This is a genomic window from Micromonospora sp. NPDC000121, from assembly GCF_042899165.1.
In the GTDB taxonomy this organism is placed as follows: domain Bacteria; phylum Actinomycetota; class Actinomycetes; order Mycobacteriales; family Micromonosporaceae; genus Micromonospora.
Genome location: NZ_JBIAZP010000008.1, coordinates 226,536 through 251,344, shown reverse-complemented (window position 1 = coordinate 251,344; position 24,809 = coordinate 226,536). Strand labels below are relative to the sequence as shown.

Here is a 24,809-nt window from a genome sequence, read left to right as displayed (position 1 = left end):
TGGTGTCTGGCACGTCGGTTCCCTTGCTGGTGGGGAGGGCGGCGGTCGCCTGGTCGGGCTGCCCGGCGGGGCCGCCGATGGGGCGTCGACCTGTCTGGCCGGCGGGGCGCGCGTCAGGCGCCGGCGCGGCGACGACGCCACACCATGGCGGCACCGCCGCCGACGACGGCGGCCAGGACCCCGGCGGCCACCACCAGCGCCGTGGCGCCCGGGCCCCCGTCGGAGCCGTTCGCGGCGGCGGGGCTGGCCGACGCGGTGGACGGGTCGACGGCCGGTGGGGCGCTGCTCGGCGCGGTCGCCTGCGGGCCGGCGCTAGCCGACGGGTCCGCGACGGTGAACCGGTACGAGCCCTGCACGGGGTGCCCGTCGGCGGAGACGACCCGGTAGGCGACGGTGTAGGTGCCGTTGGCCAGCGGTCGGTCGATCGTCACCGTCCCCGTCGTCCCGTTCACGACGGGCTCGCCGGTGGCGACCTTCGTCTGGGCGGCATCGGTCAGCGCGATGGTGGTGAAGGCCGGGTCGAGCTTCTGCATGAACGTCAGCTTGACCTGGGTCGGCGCGGTGGTCAGCCGGGCGTCTTTGGCGGGGCTGGCGGACTGCAGCGTGTTGTGCGCGGCGGCGGGAGCGGCCGGCACGAGCAGCAGCGCGGCGGCGGCCAGCGCGGCGGCGACGAGACCGGTTGCGGTCGGGCGGCGAAGTCGGGTGGGCATGTCTGGTGCTTCTCCTGGTGGGATGGTGCTCAGCCGAGCAGTTGTTGGCCGATCCAGCCGCCGTCGGGGCAGCCGGGCGGGATGGCGAAGACGGCGGAGCCGATCGGGGTGGTCCACTCGTTGAGCAGGTCCCGTTCGGCGAGGCGCCGCTGGATGGGGAGGAACTGGCGGGCGATGTCGGCCTGGTAGGAGGCGAAGATCAATCCGCTGTCGGCGGCGCCGTCGGCGGTGGGCACGCCGTCGTAGTTGTAGGGGCGGCGCAGGATCTTCAGCCGGTCCTCGCCGACCCGGGCGCGGGTCAGGTGGGAGAAGTCGGGGATGACGGCGAGCCCGTCGGGGCCGGTGGCGGCGAAGTCGGGCACGTCGTGTTCGGCGGTGCCGGTCAACGGGGCGCCGGTGTCGAGGCGACGGCCGACGGCGAGTTCCCGGTCCGTGCGGCCGAGCAGGTCCCAGGTATCCAGGTTCATGCTGATCCGGCGGACGACCAGGGTGCTGCTGTCGCGCAGCCACGGCGGCCCGTCGGGCACCCACACCGCGGTTTCCAGCGGCCCACCCGGCCTGGGGTTGGCGGTGCCGTCGAGTTGGCCGAAGAGGTTGCGCTGGGTACGTCCGCCGGGTTCGACGCCGGCGCCGCGCCGGAAGCCCTGCTGCACCCACCGGACGGCGGCGAACGGTCGGCTGTCCTTGACCAGGACCCGTTGGGCGTGGGCGACGGTGACCGGATCGTCCGCGCAGATCTGGAGCAGCAGGTCCCCGCCCGACCAACGGGGCTGGAGCCGGTCGACGCGGAACGAGGGCAGGTCGGCCACCGACGCCGGTCGCCGGTCCGCCAGGCCGGCGGCGGCGTAGAGGCCGGGGCCGAAGCCGAAGGTGACGGTCAGCCGGGCGGGCAGCAGGCCGAGTTCCGGCTCGGTGTCGGCCAGCGCGGGCCGCCCCTGGGTGAGGCGGGCCGCGTCGTCGGTGAGCAGCCGCAGCATCCGGCCCAGCGCGGCCCGGTCGGTGCCGGGCCGCAGGGTGAACGCCACGAACGACGCGTGTGCCTGCGGTTCGGTGGCCACGCCGGCCTGCCGGGGCCCGTGGAACGGCTCGACCACCCCGCCGACCTCGGCCACGGGCACCGTCTCGGCGGGCCGTACCCCCGGGTCGGAACGGGTGGCGGTGACGGCGGCGGCGCCGGCCAGGGTGCCCCCGGCGGCCAGGGCGCCGCCGGTGAGCAGGCCGCGCCTGCTCACCGGGCGGGCGGTGGGTGCTCCGGTCACGACGCCGGGCCGGTGGTCGTCGCGGGCTGGCCACTCGTGGCCGGCGCGGGCTCGCCGTGGCCGGGGGCGTAGCTCTCCTGCGCGCCGGTGAACGGCTTGGCCACCGCGGTGAACGTCTGGGTCCGGCCGTCGGCGAAGGTCAGCGTGAAGCTCACCTGGTCGCCGGCCCGCACCGGCTGCCTGAGGTTCGTCAGCATCAGGTGGTCGCCACCGGGCTCCAGCACGTGCGTGCTCCTGGCCTTGACCACGATGCCGCCCTGCTTGGCCCGCATGACCATCTGGCCGTCCTGCATGGCCATCTCGTGCAGCTCCATCGGCGACACGTCCGTGGCGGCGCCGGTGATCGTGACGTCGGTGTCGCCGTCGTTGACCAGGCTGCCGAACGCCGCGGTCATCCCCGTGTCGGCCGCCTTGACCCACGGGTCCCGGACGCCGAGCACACCCGCCGCGCTCGCCGTGGCCGACGGTGACGAGCTGGCCGCGGCGGCCGACGAGCCGTCGGACGAGCCGCAGCCGACCGTCCCGCCGAGCAGGAGGGCGACGCAGGCGAGGAGTGCGGCCGGGCGGTGACGCGAGCCGGCTGGCGTGGTGCGGGGCATCGGGCAGGTCCCTTCGATCGGTGACGCGACGTCCGGTTGGTCGGCCCGGCGGCCGGGAAAGTTCCGGCCGGGAGCCGATCCTGTCCGAAATTGATCAGGCCGCCCAGCGATCGGGGATGCGCGCGGAACCGGGGTGGGGCGGCAGGAGCCGCAGCCCCGGCGATTCGGGCTGCTCCTCGGCGGGCAGGTGCCAACGGGGCTCGTCGGGGCGGTCGCGGCGCGCCGGGCCGTCGGGACGCAGCCCGGGGCGGGACAGCGCGACGACGAGCGCGTAGCCCACGAGCAGGAAGACGTGGCTGACCAGTCGGGTGGTGTCCACCCGCCCCGTCGCCAGGTCGTTGACCGACAGCAGCACCAGCGTGCCGACGAACGCGCTCAACGTCGGCACCAGCCCCGTCGGGGGAGTGCGTCGGGCCGCGACGAACAGGAAACCGGCGCCGACCGCGACGTTCCAGGCCGCCGACTCGTGCCACAGATGCCCCGCCGCGAGCCCGTCGGCCGCCGGATGCACGTGCGGGCCGGCGACACCCCGCCCGATCTGCGCCAGGCCCAACACCAGTTGCAGCGCCCCGACCAGCCCCAGCGCCGCCCGCAGGGTGAGCGCGGCCCGCCCCCGCAGGGTGAGCGCGACCCGTCCCCGCCGGCGGCGCGGCGGCAGCGCGGGCAGCGCGTCGAGGACGACGTCCGTGAGGTCGTGACCGGCGGGCAGGACCGAGAGCCGCGCCCGCCGGGTCACCGCCGCGGCCTGGTCGAACCACGTCCGGCAGTCGCCGCACCCGGCCAGGTGCGCCTCGGCCGCCGTCCGCTCGGCGGGGGACTCCTCCCCGTCCAACTGCGCCGACAGCACCTCACGCCACTGCTCACACCCCATGCACGGGTAGTCGTTCCGATCCCGCCGTCGGTTCCCGACGATTTTTCGCCGGCCGCCGCCGTGGCCCTGCTCAACCGGGGTGCGGCCCGCTCAGCCCGCCACGTCGCCGCCGAGTCGCGCGGCCGTCGACCGGCCGTGGCCGTCCATGGCGTGAACGAGGTCCTCCCGGGCCCGGGCCACCCGGGAGCGGATGGTGCCGACGGGGCAACCGCAGACCTCCGCCGCCTCGGCGTAGGACAGGCCGAGCACCTGGGTGGCGACGAACGCCTCGCGCCGGTCCGCCGGTAGCGCCGTGATGAGCTGCTCCAGCACCACCTGCCGGTCGAACGCGCTCCGCGACGCGTCGGCGGTGTCATGCCCGTCGGTCAGCGGCACGGTCCGCGGACGGGACGTGGCGGTGCGGATGTGGTCGGCGGCGACCCGGCGGGCGATCGCGAGCAGCCACGTCCGCCCCGACGACCGTCCGGCGAACGACCGCAACGACCGCACCGCCCGCAGGAAGGTCTCCTGCGCGAGGTCGTCCGCCTCGGCGGGGGAGACCAGCACGGCGAGGAAGCGCCGGACCTGCTGCTGCGTCGCCCGCACGAACCGGGCGGCGGCGTCCCGGTCACCCCGGCCGGCGGCCAACGCCCACGCGGTGATCTCCGCGTCGTCGTCGGCGGCCATCCGGCACCTCCCGTCAGCCCGCCTGAGGACGGACACCCCCACAGCGGTCACGACAAGTCGTAGTAGTAACGGACGGTACCGTACCGCGGGCGATGCGACGTATCCCACTCGAGGGTAGGTCGCTGGACCGAATCGGATCAGTCGGGCCGAGGGCCGTCGGCATGACGCGGCCGCGCGGGCGGGGCGCGGCGCCACGCCGACGGTTGGTCCGTCGCCCGGGGCGGTGCCGGGGACGGCCCGGCGGGTCGGAGACCCGCCGGGCCACCGACCGGTGTCAGGCCGTGGTGAGCGCCCTGTGCAGGCGCCGGGCCTCGGTGACCAGGCGGGACGACCCGCCCCGGCCGGCGACCTCGCCCAGGCCGGGCACCTCGATCCGGGCACCGGTCGCGGTGGCCGTCTCCGTCGCCAGGGTCAGCAGCTCCGGCAGGCCGCGCGGGGGCCTGGGCGCGGCCAGCACAGCCGGCAGCGCGGCGGCGACCAGCCGCCACACGGTCAGCGGCGCCCCGGCCAGGGCGGCGTCCCGCAGCGGCTCCACCGCCCGGGAGAGCTTCACCAACTGCCCCGCGACCAGCCGGCCGAGCTGCTCGCCCGTCCCGACGGCGTCGAGCTGCCCCGCCCCGGCCAGCCCGAGCAGGGCGTCCAGGGCGGCGACCCGGTCCGCGCCGTGCCGGGCCCCGAGACCGTAGGCCAGGGCGAGGTCGACGGCCACCCCGCCGGCGCCGCCGCTCTCGGCGAGCAGCGGCAGCACCACGGCGCCGTCGCGCTGGTCCATGTCCGCGGCGCCGGCCACCAACGGAAGGGTGTACGCGGCCACCACCCCCCGGTGCCCCGGCAGGATCGACGGCCACAGGTTCACCCAGCCGGAGTATTCGACCCCGATCGGCGCCGGATCGGCGGTCAGCAGGCCGTACCGGTCGTCGTACCCGTCGGGCGGGCGCAGCTCGACCAGGATCCGCTCCGGCGCCAACTGGTCGAACTCCCAGTCGTAGCCGGCCCGGCGGGGCCGCCGGGTGACGGTGGTGGCCCGCATCACCGGCTGCGGCAGCCCGCCGTCGCGCAGCCAGGCGGCGAGCCGCTCGCCGGCCGGGGTGCCCAGCGCCGCCGCCTTGTTCGCCACCGCGTCGTCGGCGTCGGCCGGTAGGCGCAGCAGGGCCTGGGTCAGGTCCCAGTACCAGGGCGTCCGGTCGCCCCACGCCGCGAGCCGCTCCACCAGCGCGAGCGGGTCGAGCAGTCCGTTGGCGCAGGTGGGGGCGGCCAGCAGGCCGGGCTGCCCCGGACCGTCGAGGTGCGCGCCGACCTCGGCGAGCCGGGCCCGCAGCAGCCGGTGCGGCGGGGGCACCCGGGGATCGGTGGCGGCCAGCTCCGACGCAGACGGCGCCCGGTCGGTCCGGCGTACGGCGGCCAGCAGCGCCGCCCACCGGCTGCGGCGCCGGGACTGCTGCTCGCTGGAGCCGGCGGTGAGGAGCACGTCGACCAGCACCTCGCAGAGGCAGAGCGGGTCGTAGCGGTGCTCGTTGCCCCACGACCAGTGGCGGCGGTCGACGACGGGGGCGAGGGCGGCGTGCACCCGTGGGCCCTCGGTCGTGGTGAGCCGGACCAGCCCGTCGAGGATCCGGTCCAGCGGTGCGCCCTGCGACGGCGTGCCGAGCAGGGCGGCGACCTCCTCGGCCAGCTCGTCCACGTCGGTGATCGGGTCCGGCGCCGGCGCGGGCGGCGCGGGCGGGGGGAGGTCGTCCCCGCGGGGCCGGGTGACCGCAGGGCCGGTCCCGACCGCCGCCGCGTCGAGGCCGTGCCGGGCGGCCAGCGTGCTCGCCCGGTCGCGCAGCTCGACGGCGGGATGCCCGAGCGCGACCCCGATCACCTCGGCGACCTCCACCGCCCGGTCCCGGTGTTGGCGGGCCAACCGGTCCAGCCAGGCCAGCTGGGCCCGTACGAGCGCCTTGTCCGGCCGCAGCAACACCTCACGCGAGGCGTCGAGCACCGCCTCGACCTCCAGGTCGGGCAGGTCCCGCAACGCCTTCTGCGCCATCGTGGCGACCGGGGCCGGCGCGTCGGTGAGCAGGCGCAGGTAGTCGGTGACCCGGGCGGCGACCTCGGCGGTGGTGGGGGCCAGCTCGTGGAGCAGGGTGGTGAAGGCGCGCAGCGCCGCCGCCCGGTCGCCGCGCAGCAGTCGACCGAGCGAGCCGTCGACAAGCATCGCCCGGTCGACGACCCCCTCGGCGGCGAGCCGCGCCAGCGCGGTCGGCAGGACGTGCCGCTCCCGCTCCTCCCAGGTCGTGGCGACCTCGTCGAACATCATCCGCGAGCCGAGGCCGTCCACCTCGAACAGCCGGGGCAGCATGGCGGCCAGGAACGGGTCGTCGCGCAACCGGTCCAGCAGGGGCGTCGGCGGCCCGGATCGGCGCCGGTCCGGCGACTCCACCGCGCCGAGCCACAGCTCCACGAACCGGTCGTCCGTCGGCGGGGCGACCTCCTCCGCACGCAGGAGCGCGGCCACGAACCGCCACCGCTCGATCCACGTCTGCTGGTTGACCTTCGCGGCCAGCCGGTGCGCCAGGTCGCCGAGCCAGGTGATGCCGCGCTCCTCGGCGACGCCGGACAGCAGGGCGGCGGCCCGCTCGCCGTCCGGGTTGACCGAGTTGCGGGCGAGGACCGCCGCCGCCTGTGCGGCGCTGGGCAGGCAGCCCACCACGGCGACCGCGAGGGCGGTGCCCGACCCGACCGGCCACCAGGTCGACCGGCTCCGCTCCTTGAACCAGGCGGTCAGCTCGACACCGATCTCCCTGCGGCGCTGCTCGGGCAGGCCGGCCAGGGCGGCCGCGACCAGTTCGGCGGAGCCGTTCTGAACCAGGTCGAACAGGTCGCTCGTCCCCCCGGCGGCCAGTTCCCGACGCCGCCGTACGGTGCTCTTCATCAGCAGCGTCTGCCGGGCCCGGCTCACACCAGCTCCTCGGCCTGGTCGGTGGTCAGCATGCGGGTGGCCAGCGCGTGCCGGCACGGTCCCCGCTGCCCCCGGTGCTTCGCCCACCACGGGCAGGTGCAGGTGAACTCGCCGTCCGGCAGCCGGCGGACCCGGTACACCTGGTCGCCGCTGCGGATCGTGGCGGACGTCCCGTCCCACTCGACGGCCCCGGCCTCGAGCAACGCCCGTGCGCCGACCAGCCTCGGATTGTCCCGCTCCGCCCGGCCGGCGTCGTACGGCATCACCCGGTGGAAGTACGCGGCCTCCGAGACGTCGTACCCGACCCGCCCGGCGGTGCCGAGCTGCGCCAGGGCGGCCCGGACCCGTGCCGCGTCGATCCCGGCCTCCGCCGCCAGCCGATCCACGTCGATGGCCGGATCCCAGGAGAGCAGGGCGGCGACCAGGTCGGCGTCGTCGACGACCTCGTCCCCGGCCAGCGCGGTGAGCGCCGCGCCTTCGCCGGAGAACCCGCGGTACGGCTCGGGGGAGAGGGTGAGGGAGAGGCGCAGCGCGCCCGTGTCCAACTCCCAGGTGCTCGGCACCGGGGCCGACCCGGCCGCGACGGTCGGCCCGTAGACCCGCAGGGTCCGGGCGAACCGCAGCATCGGACGCAGGGCGGCCAGCCGGCTCGCCCCGGCCAGGCAGACCGCGCCGGGCACGGGCCGGGAGGTTAGCCGCAGCGACCGCCCGGCCGGCACCACCCAGAGCACCGACCGGTCGGCGGTCGTGGGCAGCCGGCGCAGGAACGTCGCCGCCTCGGCCGCCGGGACCTCCGCCCGGGGCTCGAACCTCGCGGCCAGCACCTGCACCTCGGCGAAGCCGCGCAGCCAGCGCACCGGCAGCGGGACCTTCTTCTCGACGACGGCGCCGTCCATGGTGGAGACCGTCAGGTCCTCCGGGCCGACCGACAGGTGCAGCGGGTCGAGGCCGCCGACCCGGGCCAGGGCCTCCCGGAGCGGGTTGTTGACGTCGACGTTGGTGGTGCCGTGCTCCACCACGTCGCCGTCGAGGCCGCCGGGCAGGGCGTCGAGGCGGGCGTACACGCCGCAGCAGCCGGAGAAGGACTCGAACCGGAGCCGGTCCCGGCTGCCGGTCACCACGGGGTCGAGGCTCGCCGGGCTGACCGGCCGGTGGTACCGGGTCCGGGCCACCTCCGCGACCGCCAGCAGGCCGACGGCAGCCGCCTGCGGGGTGGTGAGGAAGCCGGTGAAGAACCGCGGGTTCGGCGCGGGCCCCCCGCTCGTCTGCAGGGCGAGTCCACCCTGTCCCAACGCGGAGGACCCGAGATACCGGTACGTCTGCACTGCGTTCACGCCCGCGGACAGTAGAGGACCCCACCGACAGGAACCGGCCTCGTCGTCGCCCGGCGGTCCTGACCCACCACGCCGGCCCGGCGAGCGGTGCGTGCGGTGAATCGGCCCGGGACAGGGGTGGGCCGGCGGCGGTGTGGCCGACGCAAACCCGGTTGCCGACCGGGCACGGGTGCGATTACGTGTGGTCATGCCCGGGGACCGTGTCGACTCGTACTTCGTCTGCGCCACCCCGCGCACCGGCAGCTCACTGCTGCTCGGGTTGCTGGAGTCCACCGGTGTCGCCGGTCGCCCGCAGGCATACTTCCGCTCGCCGGACGAGCCGCTGTGGGCTGACCGGTGGCGGCTACCCCGCACGGCCGACGGCGGCGTCGACTACGCGGCGTACGTGCGAGCCGCGCTCACCGCCGGCCGGACCGACAACGGCGTGTTCGGTGCGAAGCTGATGTGGGGAACGCTGGACGAGGTGGTCGCCAAGCTCGCGCCGCTCCACCCCGACCTCGGCGGCGACGACGTCGCGCTGCTGCAGCGGGCGTTCGGCCGCACCCGCTTCGTCTTCGTCCGGCGTGACGACGTGTTGGCGCAGGCGGTGTCCTGGCTGCGCGCCGAGCAGACCGGCACCTGGTTCGTCGGCGGCAACGGCGAGATCAGCGGCGCCGCCGGCAACGGGCGGCCGCCCCGCTTCGACGCCGACGGGATCAGGCACTTCCTCGCAACGATCCGGGAGCACAACGCGGCCTGGGAGGCATGGTTCGGCAGGTGGGGCATCCGGCCGCATCCCGTGCGCTACGAGGACCTCGTCGGGGACATGGCCGCCACCACGAACGGCATCCTCCACTTCCTCGGGCTCGACGTGCCGAAGGGGGGACGCCCGGTCGTGGCCCGGCACCAGCGCCAGGCCGACGAACTCAACCGGCAGTGGATCTGGCGCTACCGGGCGGAGACCGCCGACGGATGATCCGCCACGGCGTAGGCCTCCGGACGGGAGGCCGACGCCGTGGCGCGGATCAGAAGGGCCACTGCTCGCGGGACCCCGCCTCGATGAGCGGGATCATCGCGAACGCCGCGTCGGACAGGCCGCCGAACGTGTGCCGGTTCCCGGCCGTCGGCGCGTGCCCGACCCGGTATCCGGCCAGGTTCCAGGTGTACACCGGCACCTGCCCGGGGACCGCGGCCGTCACGTCCACCGAACGGTGCCAGTGCGCCTGCTCGTCGGTGAGGATGACCACCCGGTCGTGCCCGGTGTAGTGCCGACGCACCGCCTTCTCGGTCTCGGTCCCGCCGCCGTAGAAGTAGCCGTCCTCCTTGAACCGGCGCACCGCCGCCAGCACCGACTCGCCCGCGACGGCCGGGAACAGCCGGGTGTCGTGGGAGAAGGACACGACCGTCGCGTCCTGCGCGCGGGCGGCCAGCGCCAGGCCGAACACGGTGGCCGCGTCCCAGCACCGCAGCGTGCCGTCCTTGCTGAAGGCGCTGTTCATCGAGCCCGACGTGTCGATCAGGACCAGCGTCCGCCCGTCCAGGGCGGGCACGTTCGCCAGCGCGTGCTGCAACGCCTTCTCCAGCGGGTACCCCCACCGCAGGCTCGGGGCCGCGTTGTACGCCGACAGGAAACGCATCGGCAGCACCCGCGACCTGGCGACCTCGCCCGGGTCGGACAGCTTGGCCGCCACCGTCTCGGCGACGGCGTCGCTGACGCCGGCCTGGTCGAAGTTGCGCAGGTTGCGCAGCAGCGCCAGGTAGCCCATCGACGGGATGATCGCCTCCCACGCCGCGGCGTCCATCGCCGTCTGCCGCCAGCCGGCGAGGGCCTCCCACGTCATACCGGCCGCGCCCAGCACCGCCGGGTCGATGATCTCCTGACGCCGCTCGACCGGCAACGCCATGAGCTCGGCCCGCGCCGCCAGCACGGTCAGCGACGCCGGCAGCGGGTTGTCCCGCTGGTGCCGCCGGTCCAGCGCGTGCCGGAACAGGTCGCCCTGCCGCTCGTCCCGCGTGGTCGGGTGGGTCAGGTCGACGACGTCACCGAACCGGACCGCGTTGCGGTCGGAGTCGTACTTGAGCAGACTCCGCTCGTGGTACAGCCGCACCGCCGCGTCGGCGATGCCCCGCTTGACCGGCTTCGGCAGCGCCCGGCCGTGGCGACCCAGCCAGTAGGCGAGGGCCTCGCCCGGCTCGTCCGCGCGCTGCAACGCCGAGTCCACGATGGAACGCGATCCGGGAATGCCGGCCGCCACCTGCGCGCGGGCGCCCTCGAGGGCGGCCACGACGGACGCCGAACGCAGCATCGCGCCGGTACGCAGCCACGGCACGAAGCGGGCGAACCAGTCGGGGTCGGTGACGGCGACGGTGGCGACCAGCTCACGGAACCGGGCGTCCCGGTCGGCGGCGCCCTCGTAGAAGGTCTCCTCGCCGACCATGTTCGACACCGCGAGCAGGAACAATTCCGTGCGCGGCTCGCGGGCGAAACCCGGGGCGCCCTCGGCGGTGACGAGATCGTAGTCGTCTTCGTGCCGGTTCCTGCGCAGCGTGAGGTTGAACTTGGCCATCACGTCCCCCATGTTTCGTACGGGAGGACGCGGCCACACGCACACCCGAGATCAGAGTCGGCGACGGACTTGTCCGCCGCTCTGTCCGATTGAGCTACCCGCCCGAAGGCATGGGGGGACTCGAACCCCCAACCTGCGGATCCGTGAAGTAACCGTCGCCTGCGCACCGGGTGTGGTGTGGTCGCGCCTCCCGAGATCGGAGCCGGCGACGGACGCGTTCTGCACCGGGTCGTCCACCCCTCCAGATGTGACCGTCGCCTTCGCACCGGGAAGTGCGGACCCGACCGTAGTGGCGGCATCGGCGGCCGGGCAACGGAGTTTGCCGTCCCGCGGCGGTGGGCGGCAGGAACGGTCGCGCCGCGCACCCGAGACCAGAAGGTCGACGACGGAAATGCCTATTGCTCTGCCGACTGAGCTACCAGCACCACGGCTGGAGGGGACTCGAACCCCCGACCCATAGATTAGAAGTATCCGTCGTCTGCGCACCGGGTACGCGGCGTGAGCACGTCCCGAGACCGACAACGGCGACGGGCTCATTCGGGAAAGGAAGTATCCGTCACCTTCGCACCGGGACGTGCGGCAACAACGTACGGCGGCGACTCGGGAGCGGCAAGGGATTTCGCGTCTGTCAGGCGTTCACGCCGCTCACCCGAGACCAAGGTCGGACACGGCGTGTGCGGACTCGAACCGCAGAGCCCTCTGTGGACCCTCTGCCGGAAGTAACCGTATCCAGCGCACCGGGTGAGCGGCGTGAACGCACCTCCCGAGGTCGAAGCGGCAACGGAAACCGGCCCTCGCGGGCCAAGGCGACCTGGGCCGCTGGTCGACACCGCGTATCGGCGGCGGCGGGATTCGAACCCGCGTCTCCCCGTGGGAAGCGGAAGTAGCCGTTGCCTGCGCACCGGGAGGTGCCCCACGACGGTAGCGACCCCCGTACACGTGAGCCAAGCGCATTTGTCGGGCCGCCTGAGCGACGGAAGGTCAGCGGCCGCCGCGCTTGTGCTTGGAACGGCTGGTGAACGCGGCACCGTCCCGCTTCGGGGCGGCCGACGACCGCCGCGGTGCACGCCGGGGAAGCCAGCGCGCGAACGGGATGCGGGACAGGGTCAGGGGGACCGCCACGACCAGGATCCCGATCCCGACGGCGCCCAGCCCTCCCTGTAGGCGGCCCCGGTGCCCGCTCAGCTGGCCGAAGTCGGTGACGAAGTCGCTCGGATCGCCCCGGTCGACCCAGATCGGCACCTCGTCGCCGGCGGACAGGCACACCTCGAAGCAGGCGACCTCCTGCGTGTACGTCCGGCCGGACAGTTCGTACCGGACGTGCATCGTGGTCGACGTGCCGCCACGCTTGGACACGCGGTCGTAGACGACAGCCCGCGTCGGCACACCCTGCGCCCGCAGGTCGGTCTTCCAGTCGTCGAGCGCGTACTGGGTGTGGAACGGCAGCCAGAGCAGCGCCCCGCCAGCAACCAGCAGCAGCACACAACCGGCGGTCACCCAGGCCGGGGACCGTTGCGGTGTGATCGCGGCGCGCACCCGGTCATCGTGCCGGCCGCACGCAACCCCGACCGCGAGCGGGGCGGCGCGGCCCGCGGGGTGGCCAGCGGCGTCTCGCCGTGCCGGTCGGCGACGGGTGGCGTGGATGGCGATGGTGGTGGCGGTGACCGGGTCGCGACCAGCGAAGGGGATGCTGTGCGTGTGAGCGCCGTCCGTTCCGTGGTCCTGGTGGGCTTGTTCTCCGCGAAGGACCGTGACTACCAGGCCCGCCTTGACGCCCTGGAGGCGCGGGTGACGGCGCTCGGAGGACAGGTCCTGGGCCGGTTCGCTCAGCGCAGAGGCGTCTCCGACGGCGGCGTCCGGCTGATGGCGACCCCACTGTCGCGACGTTTCCTCATCCGTCGGGGAAAGCTGGAGCAGATCGCTGCCGCCTGCTCGAGCATGGACATCGACGCCGTGGTGTTCATCAACGACCTGAACGACTATCAGCGCCGATGGCTGTCGACCCGGCTCGAGCGCCCCGTCCTCACCCAGGCCGACCTCGACCGGCCGGTGCGGAGCCTGGCAAGCCTGGCCCGATCCCAGTCCCGTGCGCGCCAGAGATCCACCCACCGTCATTGCTAGCAGGTCGTCGAGATGCTGCCCTGACCGCGGGCTCCTCAGGCCCGCCGGGAGTGGTCTGCGGCGAGGCAGCGCCGACGCGGAGGCCAGCCAGGACGGCGACCGTCAGCGGACGGACGCCGGCCCCTCGTCGTCCTCCGCCGTTCCGCTTCGACGTCTGCCGGCCGAGCCGGCAATGGTCACCGTCGGCGTTCGGGCGAAGCGGCCCAGGCCGCAGCGACAGCGCAGAGCATCAGACAGACGAACAGGCAACTCAGCGCGCCGCAGAGCACGAGGCCGAGCGCTCCGAGACTTTCCACGGGCGTGATCGTATGCCCCCGGGCCAGCAGTCCCGGTTAGCGTGTCCGGTGCGCGGTCAGCACGGGGCGCGAAGAACGAGGGAGTGGAGGCAGGACCCGGTGAGCGATGATCGCGTCATGCGACGTTCGGGAGCTGGGATGATCGGCCAGAGCCGACCGTCTGCTCTACCTCGGGTTGGGGCTCGGCGCGCTCCTGCTGGTTGCTGGCATCGGGGTGGTCGTCCGAAGGGCGATCATCCGCCGCAGACCGCCACCTCGGTAGCAGCCCCAGCAGGCTATGACGCAGCCAGTTTCGTCGAGGAAGGCCTCATCCCGGCAGCCGTTCGACGACCTCGGCGGTGGTGGCCACCTCGGCGAGTTGGCTCCACGTCTCCAGGCTGGCCCGATGAGCCTCGTCGGTCGCGGCCGTGCACGCGTCGGAGACGATCACGGGCCGGTATCCGTGGTTGACCGCCTCGAAGGCCGTTCCCGCCACGGACAGGTTGGTGGCGACGCCGGTGAACAGGACCGTCTCGACCTGCCTGCGCCGCAGCACCGTGTCGAGTTCGGTGCCGAAGAAGCCGGTGAGCCGCACGTGGGTGATGACGACGTCGCCCGCCTCCGGCGCGATCTCGTCGACGATGCGGGACTTCGGCGCGCCCTCCAGGAAGGCCTGCCGCTCGGGGATCATGGCGAAGGCTGGCGTGTTGGGGATGAGGCCGGGGTAGCCGGGCCGATGGGCGACGCGCGTGTAGACGACCAGCCCACCGCTGGCGCGTACCGCCCCGGCGACCTGAGCGGCGTACGAGGCGACGCGGTGTCGGGCGACCTGCTCGGCGAAGAAGGGACCGAACAGCCCGTCGGGACTGACGACCTCGTGCTGCCAGTGGACGCCGATCACCGCCGTGCGCGCCGGGTCGATCTCTCGCATCGATCCTCCCGTCACGGGGCGGAGAGTTGTTGCGGTGCCGGCTGGTAGCCCGGCCTGCCCGCGGCGGCCGGCCCCTTGCCGTAGGCGTCGAACCGCCCCCACCGGCCGGGGATGCCGTGCAACGCCAAGAAGTCGAGGTTAGCGGGAAGGACGGGCCTGACCACGAGGTCTTCGCCCACCGGCCTGAGCCCGAGCATCGTCCTCAGCAGGAGGAGGGTGGTTCCGGCGGACCACGCCTGGGGGCTGCAGGCGGTGGGATAGTTGACCGGGTACCTGGTGTCGGTGCGGCTGGATCCGGAGAATGCCTCGGGCAGCCGGCCGTCGTAGAAGACGGCGGCGTCCAGGATGCCGGCGGCGATCCGCGCCGCCTCGTCGGCGTACCCGTACCGCCGCAGCCCCCAGGCGATGAAGGAGTTGTCGAACGGCCAGACGGTCCCCACGTGGTAGCCGATGGGGTTGTAGCGGGCCTGCCCCTCGGCCAGCGTGCGGACGCCCCAGCCGCTGAACAGGGCGGGCGACATCAGGTGCCGCACCAGGGCCGCCGCCTTCGGTTTCTCGACGATGCCGCTCCACAGCAGGTGGCCGATGTTGGAGGAGAGGGCGTCCACCTGGCTGCCGTCGCCGTCGAGGGCGAGCGCCATGTACTCGCCGTCCGCCACCCAGAAGTCGCGGTTGAAGCGCTGTTTGAGGTCGGCGGCCTCCCGCTCCAGCCGGTCCGCGTACTGCGGGTCGTTCCAGACGGCGCGGGCGAGTCGCGCGGTGCGCATCTTCGCGTCGTACGCGTACCCCTGCAGTTCGCAGGTCGCGCGGGGGAAGCCCGGCAGCCGACCGTCGCGGTAACAGATGCTGTCCGGGGAGTCCTTCCAGCACTGGTTCTCCAGGCCGTTCCTGGTGTTCCGCCGCTCGTAGGAGATGTAGCCCATGCCGGTCAGGTCGGCGTAGTTGTTGATCCAGTCGATCGCCGCGCGCGCCTCGTGCTCGACCGAGCGCACCAGGTCGACGTCGCCGGTCCATCGCTCGTACTCGTCGAGCAGCACGAGGAACAGGGGAGTGGAGTCGGCGCTGCCGAAGTAGGGCGTGTGCGGGGTCTCCTCGAAGATGCTCATCTCGCCGTACCGCATCTCGTGCAGGATCCGGCCGGGCTCCTCCTCCCGGAAGTCGTCGACGCGGCTGCCCTGCCGGAGCGCGAGCACCCGGAGGGTGGTGGCGGCGAGTTCGGGTGTGAACGGCAACGCCTGGAGGCTGGTGAAGATGCTGTCCCGGCCGAACATGGCCATGAACCAGGGCAGGCCGGCGGCGGGAACCCGCTTGTCCTCGGCGAGGAAGGGACTGAAGCGCAGCGCGGCCAGGTCGATCAGGCTCCGCCGGTACGTGCCGCTCAGTGGCTCCCAGCCGGATTCCAGGCGCGGCGCGCGGTCCAGCCATTCCAGGAGGTCGCGTTCCTTGTCCCTGCCCTTGCCCGCCGCCCGCCCGGCAATCGTGAGACGCTCCAGCCCGCGGGGCATCGGAAGGTCCGGCAGGGCGCTGAGTCTGACGGTCCATCGGCTGTGGGGTTCGAGGTGGACCTGGAGCGTCAGGCCGTCGTCGTCCCACGCCGCCGGCGCCGACGCGGAGATGAACGTCTCCCGTCGGAACCGCTCCCGTTCGTAACCGAGGACGAGGCGCCCGTCTTCGACCCGCCGGTAGTGTCGGCCCTTCTTCCTCGCCGTCGCGTCCTTGACCTCGAAGAGGTCCGCGAAGTCGGCGTCCGCCTCGATCCTGAGGGTCACGTCGACCGGGTCGTTGGCATAGTTGATGACGGTCAGGTCCTCGTGGAGGCCGGTGTCCAGGCTGTGCAGTCGACGCACCCCCACCGTGCTGTTGACGTAGACGTCCTGACGCCCCGGAACCTGGAAGAACCGGTTCTCGAAGTAGTGGATGTCGTCGATGGAAAGGGTGGTCAGTCGTTCCCCGTTGACCGTCAGCACCCACTTCGACAACAGCCGGGTGTCGTGGGCGAACAGGCCCATGGGAGTGTCGGGTGACGGGATGATGTCGCCCGAGCGGTCACACACCATGAAGGTGGTGCCGTCCAGGATGCCCACCTCATTCTCGCTCATGGTCACCTCCTCGGCGTCCCGTCCCCGTAGACCTGGGCGGCGGCGGGAACAACCTCCGGAGAGTCGCGAAGAGTCGGGGGCTGCCCGCCACGGTCGCCTCGCCGCGCAGGACGGTGGTCAGGAAGTACGCCTCGCCGCTGGCGATCCGGTCGAAGACCGCCCCGTCCGCCTGGACGACCGCGTCCCCGCCGGTCGCCTGCTCCGAGACCGTGATGTCGCCCCGGTCGACGGAGACGAGCCAGTGATCGACCCGCCCGTCCCGGCTGATGTCGAAACGGACGCTGCCCTCGTCGATGGCCGTCAGGCGGCGGTCGTGTCCACGCCGTGCCAGGCTGCGGAAGAAAGTCTGGGTGGCATTCGCCATCGCGCCACCTCCTCAGGGCCACCTTTCCCGCGAATCGCGGCGTCCGCCTCACCCGGAAGAGGTGATTTCCGCGCCGCCGCCCGCTGCCGCCGCCCGCCGCTGCCGCCGCCCGGCGTCCTCGACGCCGCCGACCAGCGCCACGTCGCCCGCGTGTCGGCGCCCCGGCACGGCCGTCGGACACCGGCCCGGCCCGCGGGCAACGCCACTAGCCTGGGACTCGATGGATCCCATCCAGGCAACGCTGCTTCTCGCCGCCGGTGTCGCCACGGGCGCCTTCAACGCGGTCGCGGGGGGCGGCTCCCTGATCGCCTTCTCGGCACTGATCGGTGCGGGCATACCGCCGCTGACGGCGAAGCTGACCAGCACGGTCGCGGTGTTCCCGGGCAACGTGGCCAGCGTCGTCGGGGGATACCGGGACCTGCCACCCCGGCGAGACATCAGGCGAATCCTGCCCGCCGCCGTGCTCGGCGGGGTCGCCGGGTCGGCGCTGCTGCTGCTGACGCCCAGCCACGTCTTCGACATGATCGTGCCGTTCCTGGTGCTCGGCGCCTCCGCCGTCCTCGGTCTCCAGGGCCGCCTGGACAAGCTGGTCAGGCGCTCCGCGCTGCGTGGCCGACGGGAGCACCCGGCGACGCTGCAGGCGTTGGTCGCCCTGGGCGGGGTCTACGGCGGCTACATCGGCGCGGGGTTCGGCATCGTGCTGGTCGCCACCCTGGCTCTCCTGCAGCACGAGCCGCTCACCAGGACCGTCGCCCTGAAGAACCTGCTCTCGGCCGTCATCTCGTTCGCGGCGGTGGTGCTCTTCGTCTTCTTCGGCATCGTCGACTGGGCGGGGGTGGCGATCCTGGTCCCGGCGACCGTCATCGGCGGCTACGTCGGGGCGCGGTTGCTCCGCAGGCTCCCCGGCGGCCTGCTCAAGGCGGTGGTCGTCACGTTCGGGACGGTCTTCGGCCTGGTCCTGCTGTGGCGCAACGTGCTGTAGACCGGGCCACCACCCGCAGGCGCCCGGCGCCGCAGGCCGTCCGGTCGGGGCGCGGTGACGTCCACCGGGTGGGCCGGCGCCGTCCCTGGCCGACGGGTCCGCGGCCCGGCCGGGTCAGCCGACGACCGGGGGTGGTTCGGCGCCGGCGAGGTGTCGCAGGACCGCCCGCGCGGTGGCGTCGTTGTGCCGGAAGGTCGGCGCGTCGACCCGGGGCGGCGCGAACGCCATGGCGTGCCGGCCGTCGGTGTACGGGCCGAGCGCGTACCGGCACGGGTGGGGCGTGCCCGTCCGGTCGATGACCCGGCCGTCCTCCGGCCGCACCCGCAGCCGGCCGGTCGGCACCGGGACGCCGCCGCAGTCGCGCACTTCCTCGACGACGTCACCGGCGACGTGCAGGGAACGCAGCAGCGGATCGGCGAGCCGGTCCAGCGCGGGGCCGGGCAGCCACGCCTCGACCAGGGACCGCGCCTCGACGGTCTCCGGGGTGGTCGCGCTGCCGGCCCGGAAGGCCCGGCGCGGGCGGGCGGGGGTCACCCACATGCCCGCCCCGAGGAACGACACCACGCCGGCGTCGGCCGCCGCCCGGAGCTGGTCCAGCCGGTACGCGGGCGGCCCGCTGACCAGGTGGCCGAGGAAACCGGGCCACCATCCGTGCACGTCGCGGCGTACCGAGTCGGCGGAGAGCCGGCCCGCCGAGACGAGCGCGTCCAGCTCGGCCCACGCGGACAGGGCTGCGAGCAGCGCGCCGAGGTCCGGGCTGCGGGCCGGGTCACCGCCCCGGAGCGCCGCGTCGGCCAGGGTACGCCGCACGTGCGGCTGGAGTTCGGCCAGCGAGCGGGCGGTGACGTCCCGCAGCGGGTGGTGGAGGCGGTCCACGTCCAGCGCGTCGCGGTGGTCCGGCACGGCCCGGCGTACCAGCGCCGCCCGCCCGGCGGAGTACCAGGGGAGCGCCGCGTACCGCTCGGCGAACTCCGCGAAGCCCATCGTGGTGCGTTCCGGATGGCCCGTGAACAGTTCCTGGTAGTAGCCCCAGCCGATCTCCTTCGCGATCAGCGGCCACACCGTGTCACGGAAGTCGAGCTGACCCGGCAGCGCCTCGAAGGCGGTGCGGTGGAAGAACCGCGGCAGCGCGGCCGGCTGACCGGCGAGCTGGTAGGTGACCTTCGCCCGGTGGGGCAGGCCGCGTCGGGAGCCGGCCAGCAGCAACGGCTCGCGGCCCGACGGCCGGTAGCGGAGCACGCCGGTGGCGTCCCTGCGGTACTCGCCGCCGCGCCCCTCGGTCAGCAGCACCATCAGGTCGACGAACGTCAGTCCGAGGCCGCGTACCAGCACCGGTTCGCCGGGCGCGAGCCGGGACAGGTCGGCGTCGGCGGGGCTGCCGGGCGGCAGGTAGGTCAGGCCGTGCCCGGCGGCGAAGTCCCGCAGGGCCGCCTGCTCGCCGTCCAACTCCACCTCAGGGTGGCCGACGGCGAGCACCACGACGTCGGCGGCCAGGGGTTCGTCGCGGCCGTCCAGGTGTAGGCGTTGTGGCCCCCGCCGGTCGCCGTGCAGCGCCCGCGCCCGCGTCCGGTGGGCGTGGACCCGGTCGGCCGGTCCGAGCTGGTCCACGGCCCGGCGGTAGGCCCAGTCGAGGTAGCGGGCCTGGGTCAGGCGGGTCGGGAAGGTCCCGGCGTCGACCCCGGCCCACTCCGCCAGCGTCGGTCCGGCGCGGACCGGTCCGGCGCAGGTCGCGCTCGCGTCGGTGAACAGGGTGACGTTCCCGGCCGCGGTGTTCAGGGTCAGCAGCGGGGACTGGTCGGCCCGCCAGATCCGGCCCGGACCCGGGGGGTACGGGTCGACCAGGTGGATGTCGAGCGGCCGGTCGCCCAGCAGTTCCGCGCGGCTCGCGCCGATCCGTTCCAGCAGTCCGACGGCGCGTGGCCCGGCCCCGACGATCGCCACGGTCGCCGGCCCGCCCGTCACCGGCCGTCCGCGTCGTCGCTCGCGCCGGCACGCAGGCCGCGGAAGCTGACCAGCAGCTCCACCAGCCGGCGCGTGCCCGCCCGGGTGGCGGGCAGCGGCGCGTCGGGTCGGGACCCGTCGGGCGCACCCGCCCAGGACCCGCCGGCCGCCGCCGCGCCGGACCTGTCGGGCGCGGGCCCGCCGGACCCGTCGTGCGTCGCCGCGCCGGCACCGTCGTCGGGTCCGGCCGCGAGGAGGCGGCCGACCCGCGCCGGCCGGCCGTCCGCCAGCGGCGCCAGCAGCCGCTCGACGGCGGCCGGCCGGGCGGCGGTCCACACGGTGTGGCCGTTCGCGCCGACCACCGTCGCCGACCCGGCGGGGGACCACAGCACCGGTGACCCGGGCACGGCGCGCACCCACGCGTCGTCGTGGAGGGGGCGCGCCGGAGCCGGCGGCGGCACCGGCCGGAACCCGGCGGCCGTCCAGAACCGCACGGACAGCGCCGCCGTGCGGGCGCGCAGCCCGCCGTCGCGGGCGAAGCCCCGCAGGCGGGCGGTCGCCTGCCGGAGACCGGCCGGCAGGGTGGCCGGCAGCCGCCCGTCCGGCCCCGGACCCGGGGCGAACGGCGTCGCCGGCAGCGGGCTCAACCGGTCGACGCCGGCCGCGGGATCGCCGACCCACAGCGGGTCGAGGTCGCCGAACAGGTCGGGCACCGCCACCGCGCCCGAGACCTCCCGGGGCACGCCCACGTTGACGCTGGTGGCCGGCTCGTCTCCCGCGCTCTCCCCGACGTGGTAGTAGCTGGCCGGCCAGTACAGCAGGTCGCCGGGGCCCACCTCAACGGCGAACGAACCGGAGCGGTAGCGGTCGTAGTCGAGGACCGTCGTCACCGGCTCCGACCAGGGCCGGGCGGGCCAGAACCGCATCCGCTTGCGGCCGCGCAGCACGAACATGAACGTCGCGTACCGGTCCCGGTGCACGCCCACCGGGCTGTGCTCGTACGTGCCGTGGAACAGGGTGGTGATCGCGCTGACGTAGGGCAGGCCCACGTGGTGCCACAGCGGGGCCCAGAAGGACCGTTGCCGGCTCCACAGGCCGAAGTCGAAGGCGTGGAAGCAGTGCGCCACCAGCGCGTACCGGCGACCGCCGAGCAGGCCGGCGAGCCGCTGCTCGTACCCGTCGAACGATCCGTCGCCGGCGGCCGGCAGGTGGTCGCCGGGGGCGGTCCGCTGGACGCGTTCGACCGTGAACTGCACGTTGGGCGTCAGCACCGGGCCGCCCCGGGACGGGTCGGCCGCGCGCACCGCGGCCCGGAACGTGTCGACCTCCCCGTACGGCGCGTCCCGCACCGCCCGGTACAACACCGGCCGCCGGTCCCAGTACGCGGAGACGAACGTGGGCCAGTCCAGGGCGTCGGCGACGGCCGGGGCGTTCAGGCCCGGGGTGTGCGCCATGCTCACCGCTCCTCTCCCGCCGGCCCGCCGTGCCCGGCCAGCACCTCGACGCCACGCAGCCGGTACAGCGTGGTCAGCAACGCCAGGGCCCCCGGGTCGGGTCGCCCGTCCTCGGTCAGCCCGCACAGGTCGTCGACCCGGGCCACGCGGCCGGCGCGCAGCCGGCGCAGCAGCGGCCCGGCGTCGCCCTGCACCGCGAACGCGTGCCCGTTCACCGCCCAGATCCAGCCGGACCGCCCGTCGCGGACCCGGATCACCTCGGCCGTGCGCCGCACCCGGTGCCCGGCGGACAGCCGTACGGGCTCGCGGGGCTCCGGCACCGGTTCCAGCCCGCCGGCGCTGACGCGGGCCGTCCAGCGGGTGCGCAGGGTGCGGGTCAGCTCCGGGCCCCCGCTCAGCTCCCGTACCGCGGCGGCGGCGCGGGCCAGCGGTGCCGGCGTCAGCACGCCGCCGGGACCGCCGGCCGCCGCCGGCACCGGAAGGTACGGCACCGCCTGCTCGGCGGCCGGGCCGGCACCGGCCAACTCGACGACGGTGTCGTGCACCGCGCCGACCGGCAGCCGGCTGTCACTCGGCACGCGCAGCAGCAGCGCCAGGCAGTCGTCCTCGTACGTCTCGGCGTGGCGGAGCCCGGCCGGCCAGTAGGCGAGCTGACCCGCTCCCGCACGGATCGCCGCCGTGCCGGTGTCGGGAAAGCGGACCCGCAACCGGCCGCGCAGCACCCAGGCCAGCACGGCGTGGCGGGACGCGCGCGCGAGCCCCCGGTCACGGGACACCCCGTCGCCGAACGCCAGCTCCGCGCCGACCGGGAGGACCGGGTACCCCACCCTCCGCCAGAGCGCGCTGACGGTGTCCCGCACCCGCGCCCACAGATCGAAGTCCAGGAACAGCGGCTGCTCCACGCCGAGCAGCCAGCCCCGCCCGGCCGACTCGGCGCCCAGCCGCTTCCGGTAGGCGTCCGGATCCGGGTCCTCGGCACCGGGCAGCAGCTCCCCGGGCGCGCGGAGCCGGCCGGCGGCGGTGTCGAACCGCACGTCGGGCAGCACGCGGAACCGGGTCCCGCTCCGGAACGGTGCGCTGGCCCACGCCATCACCCGGTAGGCGTCCGGGACGGCCACCGGTGCCGCCGCCGGGACGACCGCCGGAGCGCGACCCCAGCACCGGTCGACGAATCCGTCCCACGATTGGTCGCTGCTCACGCCGCCTCCGTCCCGGTCAGGGGATACCTCTGCCGCAGTCGTCGCGCGTAGCGGCTCAGCGGCTCCAGCCGCACCCGCCTGCGCCGCTCGTCCACCGACTCCGGATGCTCGATCGGATAGGGCACCAGCGCGCCGCCGCCGTCGACGAACTTCGTGCCGAACACCTGCGGCCTGCCCTGGCGTACCCGCAGCGCGTCGGTCAGGTACGCCACCTGTCGCCAGGGCACCTCGCCCCGGCGGGCCGCCGCCCGTACCAGCCGCAGGTAGGTGCGGTGGCACCGGATCGGCACGGCCGAGTGCTGGACGAGCCGGGAGGCGGCCTCCGACGCGGCGGGACCCACCACCGCCGCGGTGGGCCACCCCTGACACCGCACGACGTCGTGCAGCCAGGCCGAGGCCGCACCGGTCAGCTCGCGCAACCGTTCCTCCAGCCCGGGCTCGGCGGGGCCGTACACCAGTCGGGACCGGATCGCCGCGTCCACCCGCTGGACCCGCAGCAACTGCCGGCGGACGCCGCGCCAGTCCGGCTCGGCCCGCTTCCCGGCGGTGGGCAGCGGGTCCAGCCGGATCCGTACGACGGTGTCGGTCCAGACGTAGGTGATCCGGTGTCCCTGCTCGGGCCAGTCGAAGCTGGCCTCACCGCACTGCGAGTCGGTCAACCGCACGGCGACGCCGTGCTCGTGGTCGTCGAACGCCGTCCCGGACAGGTCGGGGTGGGCGTACTCGACGGCGTCCCGGATCGCCACGCCGAGCCCGACCAGGTCGAGGTCCGCCCCGGTGCGCACCTCGGCCGAGGGGGACGGCCGCCGGTCCGGCCCGAGCGTCGTCCCGGCGGGCACCGTCCGGAAGCCGGGGGAGGGCGGCGCGAGCCGCCGCAGCGGCCCGCCACCCGCCGGCCGGACGAAGTAGGGCACGTCCATCCCCCGTAGCTGCGCGAGTTCCCCGGCGCCGTACCGGATCGCCGGATCGGCGGCCCGCGGCGCGGCGCCACCGCCGGAGTAGCGGCGGCGACAGATCGCGTCGAGGTAGTCGACGGTGGGCCGGGCCAGCACCCGGACGAAGTTGTCGCGGCAGCGCCGTTCGATGAACCGGCGGATCCGCGTCCGTTCCGTGCAGAGCAGCGTCCAGACGTCGAACATGCCGCGCAGGAAGGCCGTCAGGTACGGGGCGTACCCGATCCGGCCGCGGCTGTCGGCCACTACCGAGCGGGCGTCCCGACGCGTCCAGGAACGGTCGGCGCGGCAGAGCCGGAGCGCGCCGTCGGGGCCGTCGCGGAGGTACTCCAGCGGGCCGGCGATCGTGCACCACCGCGCCTCGCGTTCGATCCCGACGTGGTGGTGCCCGCCGTTGACGGGGTCCATCACCAGGCCGGTCTCGGAGAGCCGACGCACCGGGAAGAAGTAGACCTCCAGGTCCACCGGGTACAGCATCGGCTCCGGGTCGTCCGGCCGGCTGCCGGCGAGCAGGTTGGTCTCGAACAGGTCGGTGATGCCGAAGGCGAAGCAGGCCGCGGTCAGCGAGCCCGCGCGGTGCCAGAAGCGCCCCGCGTGCCGGGCGTCGAGCCGGGTGCCGGACAGGCGGCGCGTCCCGGACCGGCGGATCGTCCCCCACCGGGCGGGCGGGCCGATCCATTCCTGCCAGCTGTACGCCTGGCGGTCCCTGCCCCGCCCCCGCCAGCACGTCATCACCGGCAGGCGGACCGGCCCGGATGCCGCGGGAAGCCGGTTGAGCAGCTCGAAGACCGAGCCGTCGCGGCCGGGCCGCCCCTGCGCCAGGAAGAGGACCTCCCCGTTCGCCGGCCGTGGCTTGTACGCCAGCTCCCCGCCCCCGTGCAGGCGCAGCCGCAGGACCCGCTGCCGGCCGTTGTGCGTCTCCTCGCCCTGCGCGTGCAGCCCGACGACGGGGCCGCGGAACTCGGGGCGTTCCGGCCAGCTCGACCGCATGTCCCGGCGCAGCCGGCGCAGGAAGGTCTCCAGGAACGCCACGCAGCGGGCGGACTCCTCGGCGGCCAGCCGGCGGGTGTGCCGGAGCCGGCCGGCGGCGCAGGCCACGAACATCTCGGCGACGACCGGGCCGAACAGTTCCGCGTTGGTCACCGTGAACACCTGTGGCGCGACCACCGTCCAGTGGCCGGGGGCAGCGCGCCGGCACCACCGGTCGAGCCGGTCCAGAAGGTCCAGGAGGGGCGCGAACCGCGGTTCCCGCAGCGCGCGGGCCAGCCGGTCGGCGTCGGCCGCTCCGCAGAGGTGCCGGGTCACCGTCAGCGACCGCCCGCCCGGGGACGGTACGGCCAGCGGCGGGAACAGCGCGCCCCCGGTGCCCGCCCGCACCGCCTGCACGACCTTTCGCCCGACGGGCGGCAGTGCGGTGCGCACCGGTGTGGAGGGGCCGCGCGTGGTCGACGGCAGCTCCCACAGGACGCTGGTCACGGGTACGTCCCTTCGTCGATTGCCTGACGGTCGGTGCGGCACGGTCCGGGACGCCGGACCCGGGGCCGCGACCGGCCGTGACCGCGCT

Annotated in this window: 19 protein-coding genes; 3 read left to right on the top strand and 16 right to left on the bottom strand. The window is 74.7% G+C overall.

What is annotated here, in order from left to right:
- Nucleotides 1-113 precede the first annotated feature (113 nt).
- The 7 genes from ACFY23_RS23080 to ACFY23_RS23050 all read right to left on the bottom strand — a co-directional run bounded on the left by ACFY23_RS23080 (nt 114) and on the right by ACFY23_RS23050 (nt 8,380).
- Nucleotides 114-710 (bottom strand): copper resistance CopC family protein, encoded by a 597-nt coding sequence (locus ACFY23_RS23080; RefSeq protein WP_350685152.1) that lies wholly within the window; start codon nt 708-710, stop codon nt 114-116.
- A gap of 29 nt (nt 711-739) precedes the next feature.
- Entirely contained in the window at nt 740-1,942 is a 1,203-nt protein-coding gene (locus tag ACFY23_RS23075; protein ID WP_387037658.1) for a Dyp-type peroxidase, read from the bottom strand.
- 23 nt (nt 1,943-1,965) lie between these two features.
- Nucleotides 1,966-2,568 (bottom strand): copper chaperone PCu(A)C, encoded by a 603-nt coding sequence (locus ACFY23_RS23070; RefSeq protein ID WP_350685154.1) that lies wholly within the window; start codon nt 2,566-2,568, stop codon nt 1,966-1,968.
- Nucleotides 2,569-2,662: 94 nt separating this feature from the next.
- On the bottom strand, nt 2,663-3,439 hold the full coding sequence (locus tag ACFY23_RS23065; protein ID WP_350685155.1) for a zf-HC2 domain-containing protein: 777 nt from the start codon (nt 3,437-3,439) through the stop codon (nt 2,663-2,665).
- A gap of 90 nt (nt 3,440-3,529) precedes the next feature.
- On the bottom strand, nt 3,530-4,105 hold the full coding sequence (locus ACFY23_RS23060) for a sigma-70 family RNA polymerase sigma factor (protein ID WP_350685156.1): 576 nt from the start codon (nt 4,103-4,105) through the stop codon (nt 3,530-3,532).
- Nucleotides 4,106-4,379: 274 nt separating this feature from the next.
- On the bottom strand, nt 4,380-7,046 hold the full coding sequence (locus tag ACFY23_RS23055) for a DUF6493 family protein (protein WP_350819347.1): 2,667 nt from the start codon (nt 7,044-7,046) through the stop codon (nt 4,380-4,382).
- On the bottom strand, nt 7,043-8,380 hold the full coding sequence (locus ACFY23_RS23050) for an SWIM zinc finger family protein (RefSeq protein ID WP_350686767.1): 1,338 nt from the start codon (nt 8,378-8,380) through the stop codon (nt 7,043-7,045). Before ACFY23_RS23050 ends, ACFY23_RS23055 begins: the two co-directional genes overlap by 4 nt.
- 187 nt (nt 8,381-8,567) lie before the next feature.
- Between ACFY23_RS23050 and ACFY23_RS23045 the strand changes: the two genes are divergently transcribed.
- The gene (locus ACFY23_RS23045; RefSeq protein ID WP_350686765.1) at nt 8,568-9,335 is read left to right on the top strand and encodes a Stf0 family sulfotransferase; all 768 of its coding nucleotides are present in this window, start codon (nt 8,568-8,570) and stop codon (nt 9,333-9,335) included.
- A 49-nt stretch (nt 9,336-9,384) separates the two neighbouring features.
- Here ACFY23_RS23045 and ACFY23_RS23040 read toward each other — a convergent pair whose 3' ends face one another.
- Both ACFY23_RS23040 and ACFY23_RS23035 read right to left on the bottom strand, forming a co-directional pair.
- Nucleotides 9,385-10,938 carry a TROVE domain-containing protein gene (locus tag ACFY23_RS23040; RefSeq protein ID WP_350686763.1) on the bottom strand — a complete coding sequence of 518 codons (1,554 nt, stop codon included), beginning with the start codon at nt 10,936-10,938 and terminating at the stop codon, nt 9,385-9,387.
- 969 nt (nt 10,939-11,907) lie between these two features.
- Nucleotides 11,908-12,462, bottom strand: coding sequence for a DUF3592 domain-containing protein (locus ACFY23_RS23035; protein WP_350819348.1), 555 nt, complete (start codon nt 12,460-12,462; stop codon nt 11,908-11,910).
- Nucleotides 12,463-12,471: 9 nt separating this feature from the next.
- Between ACFY23_RS23035 and ACFY23_RS23030 the strand changes: the two genes are divergently transcribed.
- Nucleotides 12,472-13,047 (top strand): hypothetical protein, encoded by a 576-nt coding sequence (locus ACFY23_RS23030; protein WP_350819349.1) that lies wholly within the window; start codon nt 12,472-12,474, stop codon nt 13,045-13,047.
- A 603-nt stretch (nt 13,048-13,650) separates the two neighbouring features.
- On the opposite strand, the gene ACFY23_RS23025 is transcribed toward ACFY23_RS23030, so the two are convergent.
- Genes ACFY23_RS23025 through ACFY23_RS23015 form a run of 3 tightly spaced genes read right to left on the bottom strand, consistent with a single transcriptional unit; the run spans nt 13,651 to nt 16,716 of the window.
- Nucleotides 13,651-14,253 carry a cysteine hydrolase gene (locus ACFY23_RS23025; protein ID WP_350685510.1) on the bottom strand — a complete coding sequence of 201 codons (603 nt, stop codon included), beginning with the start codon at nt 14,251-14,253 and terminating at the stop codon, nt 13,651-13,653.
- Between the two features lie 11 nt (nt 14,254-14,264).
- Nucleotides 14,265-16,352, bottom strand: a complete 2,088-nt coding sequence (locus tag ACFY23_RS23020; protein ID WP_350685512.1) for a glycogen debranching N-terminal domain-containing protein — start codon at nt 16,350-16,352, stop codon at nt 14,265-14,267.
- Complete coding sequence (locus ACFY23_RS23015) at nt 16,339-16,716, bottom strand: SCP2 sterol-binding domain-containing protein (protein ID WP_350685513.1); 378 nt, start codon at nt 16,714-16,716, stop codon at nt 16,339-16,341. Before ACFY23_RS23015 ends, ACFY23_RS23020 begins: the two co-directional genes overlap by 14 nt.
- Before the next feature lie 220 nt (nt 16,717-16,936).
- Between ACFY23_RS23015 and ACFY23_RS23010 the strand changes: the two genes are divergently transcribed.
- Nucleotides 16,937-17,698, top strand: coding sequence for a sulfite exporter TauE/SafE family protein (locus tag ACFY23_RS23010; protein ID WP_350685515.1), 762 nt, complete (start codon nt 16,937-16,939; stop codon nt 17,696-17,698).
- Between the two features lie 114 nt (nt 17,699-17,812).
- Here the strand turns inward: ACFY23_RS23010 and ACFY23_RS23005 are convergent, their stop codons facing one another.
- From ACFY23_RS23005 to ACFY23_RS22990, 4 genes are read right to left on the bottom strand one after another with little or no spacing between them, the layout of a single operon-like run.
- Nucleotides 17,813-19,660: an FAD/NAD(P)-binding protein gene (locus ACFY23_RS23005; protein WP_350685517.1), complete on the bottom strand. Its 1,848-nt coding sequence runs from the start codon at nt 19,658-19,660 to the stop codon at nt 17,813-17,815.
- Entirely contained in the window at nt 19,657-21,093 is a 1,437-nt protein-coding gene (locus ACFY23_RS23000) for a JmjC domain-containing protein (protein WP_350685519.1), read from the bottom strand. The genes ACFY23_RS23005 and ACFY23_RS23000 overlap by 4 nt, the downstream gene beginning before the upstream one ends.
- A 2-nt stretch (nt 21,094-21,095) precedes the next feature.
- On the bottom strand, nt 21,096-22,292 hold the full coding sequence (locus ACFY23_RS22995; RefSeq protein ID WP_350685520.1) for a hypothetical protein: 1,197 nt from the start codon (nt 22,290-22,292) through the stop codon (nt 21,096-21,098).
- Nucleotides 22,289-24,721, bottom strand: coding sequence for a DUF4135 domain-containing protein (locus tag ACFY23_RS22990; protein ID WP_350685522.1), 2,433 nt, complete (start codon nt 24,719-24,721; stop codon nt 22,289-22,291). Before ACFY23_RS22990 ends, ACFY23_RS22995 begins: the two co-directional genes overlap by 4 nt.
- Nucleotides 24,722-24,809 lie beyond the last annotated feature (88 nt).

Bases quoted from the DNA above. Each gene is read 5' to 3' on its own strand.
- ACFY23_RS23040 (WP_350686763.1), bottom strand. From the start codon at position 10,938: ATGGGGGACGTGATGGCCAAGTTCAACCTCACGCTGCGCAGGAACCGG.
- ACFY23_RS23000 (WP_350685519.1), bottom strand. From the start codon at position 21,093: ATGGCGCACACCCCGGGCCTGAACGCCCCGGCCGTCGCCGACGCCCTG.
- ACFY23_RS23045 (WP_350686765.1), top strand. From the start codon at position 8,568: ATGCCCGGGGACCGTGTCGACTCGTACTTCGTCTGCGCCACCCCGCGC.
- ACFY23_RS23015 (WP_350685513.1), bottom strand. From the start codon at position 16,716: ATGGCGAATGCCACCCAGACTTTCTTCCGCAGCCTGGCACGGCGTGGA.
- ACFY23_RS23010 (WP_350685515.1), top strand. From the start codon at position 16,937: ATGGATCCCATCCAGGCAACGCTGCTTCTCGCCGCCGGTGTCGCCACG.
- ACFY23_RS23065 (WP_350685155.1), bottom strand. From the start codon at position 3,439: ATGGGGTGTGAGCAGTGGCGTGAGGTGCTGTCGGCGCAGTTGGACGGG.
- ACFY23_RS23080 (WP_350685152.1), bottom strand. From the start codon at position 710: ATGCCCACCCGACTTCGCCGCCCGACCGCAACCGGTCTCGTCGCCGCC.
- ACFY23_RS23020 (WP_350685512.1), bottom strand. From the start codon at position 16,352: ATGAGCGAGAATGAGGTGGGCATCCTGGACGGCACCACCTTCATGGTG.
- ACFY23_RS23025 (WP_350685510.1), bottom strand. From the start codon at position 14,253: ATGCGAGAGATCGACCCGGCGCGCACGGCGGTGATCGGCGTCCACTGG.
- ACFY23_RS23060 (WP_350685156.1), bottom strand. From the start codon at position 4,105: ATGGCCGCCGACGACGACGCGGAGATCACCGCGTGGGCGTTGGCCGCC.
- ACFY23_RS23070 (WP_350685154.1), bottom strand. From the start codon at position 2,568: ATGCCCCGCACCACGCCAGCCGGCTCGCGTCACCGCCCGGCCGCACTC.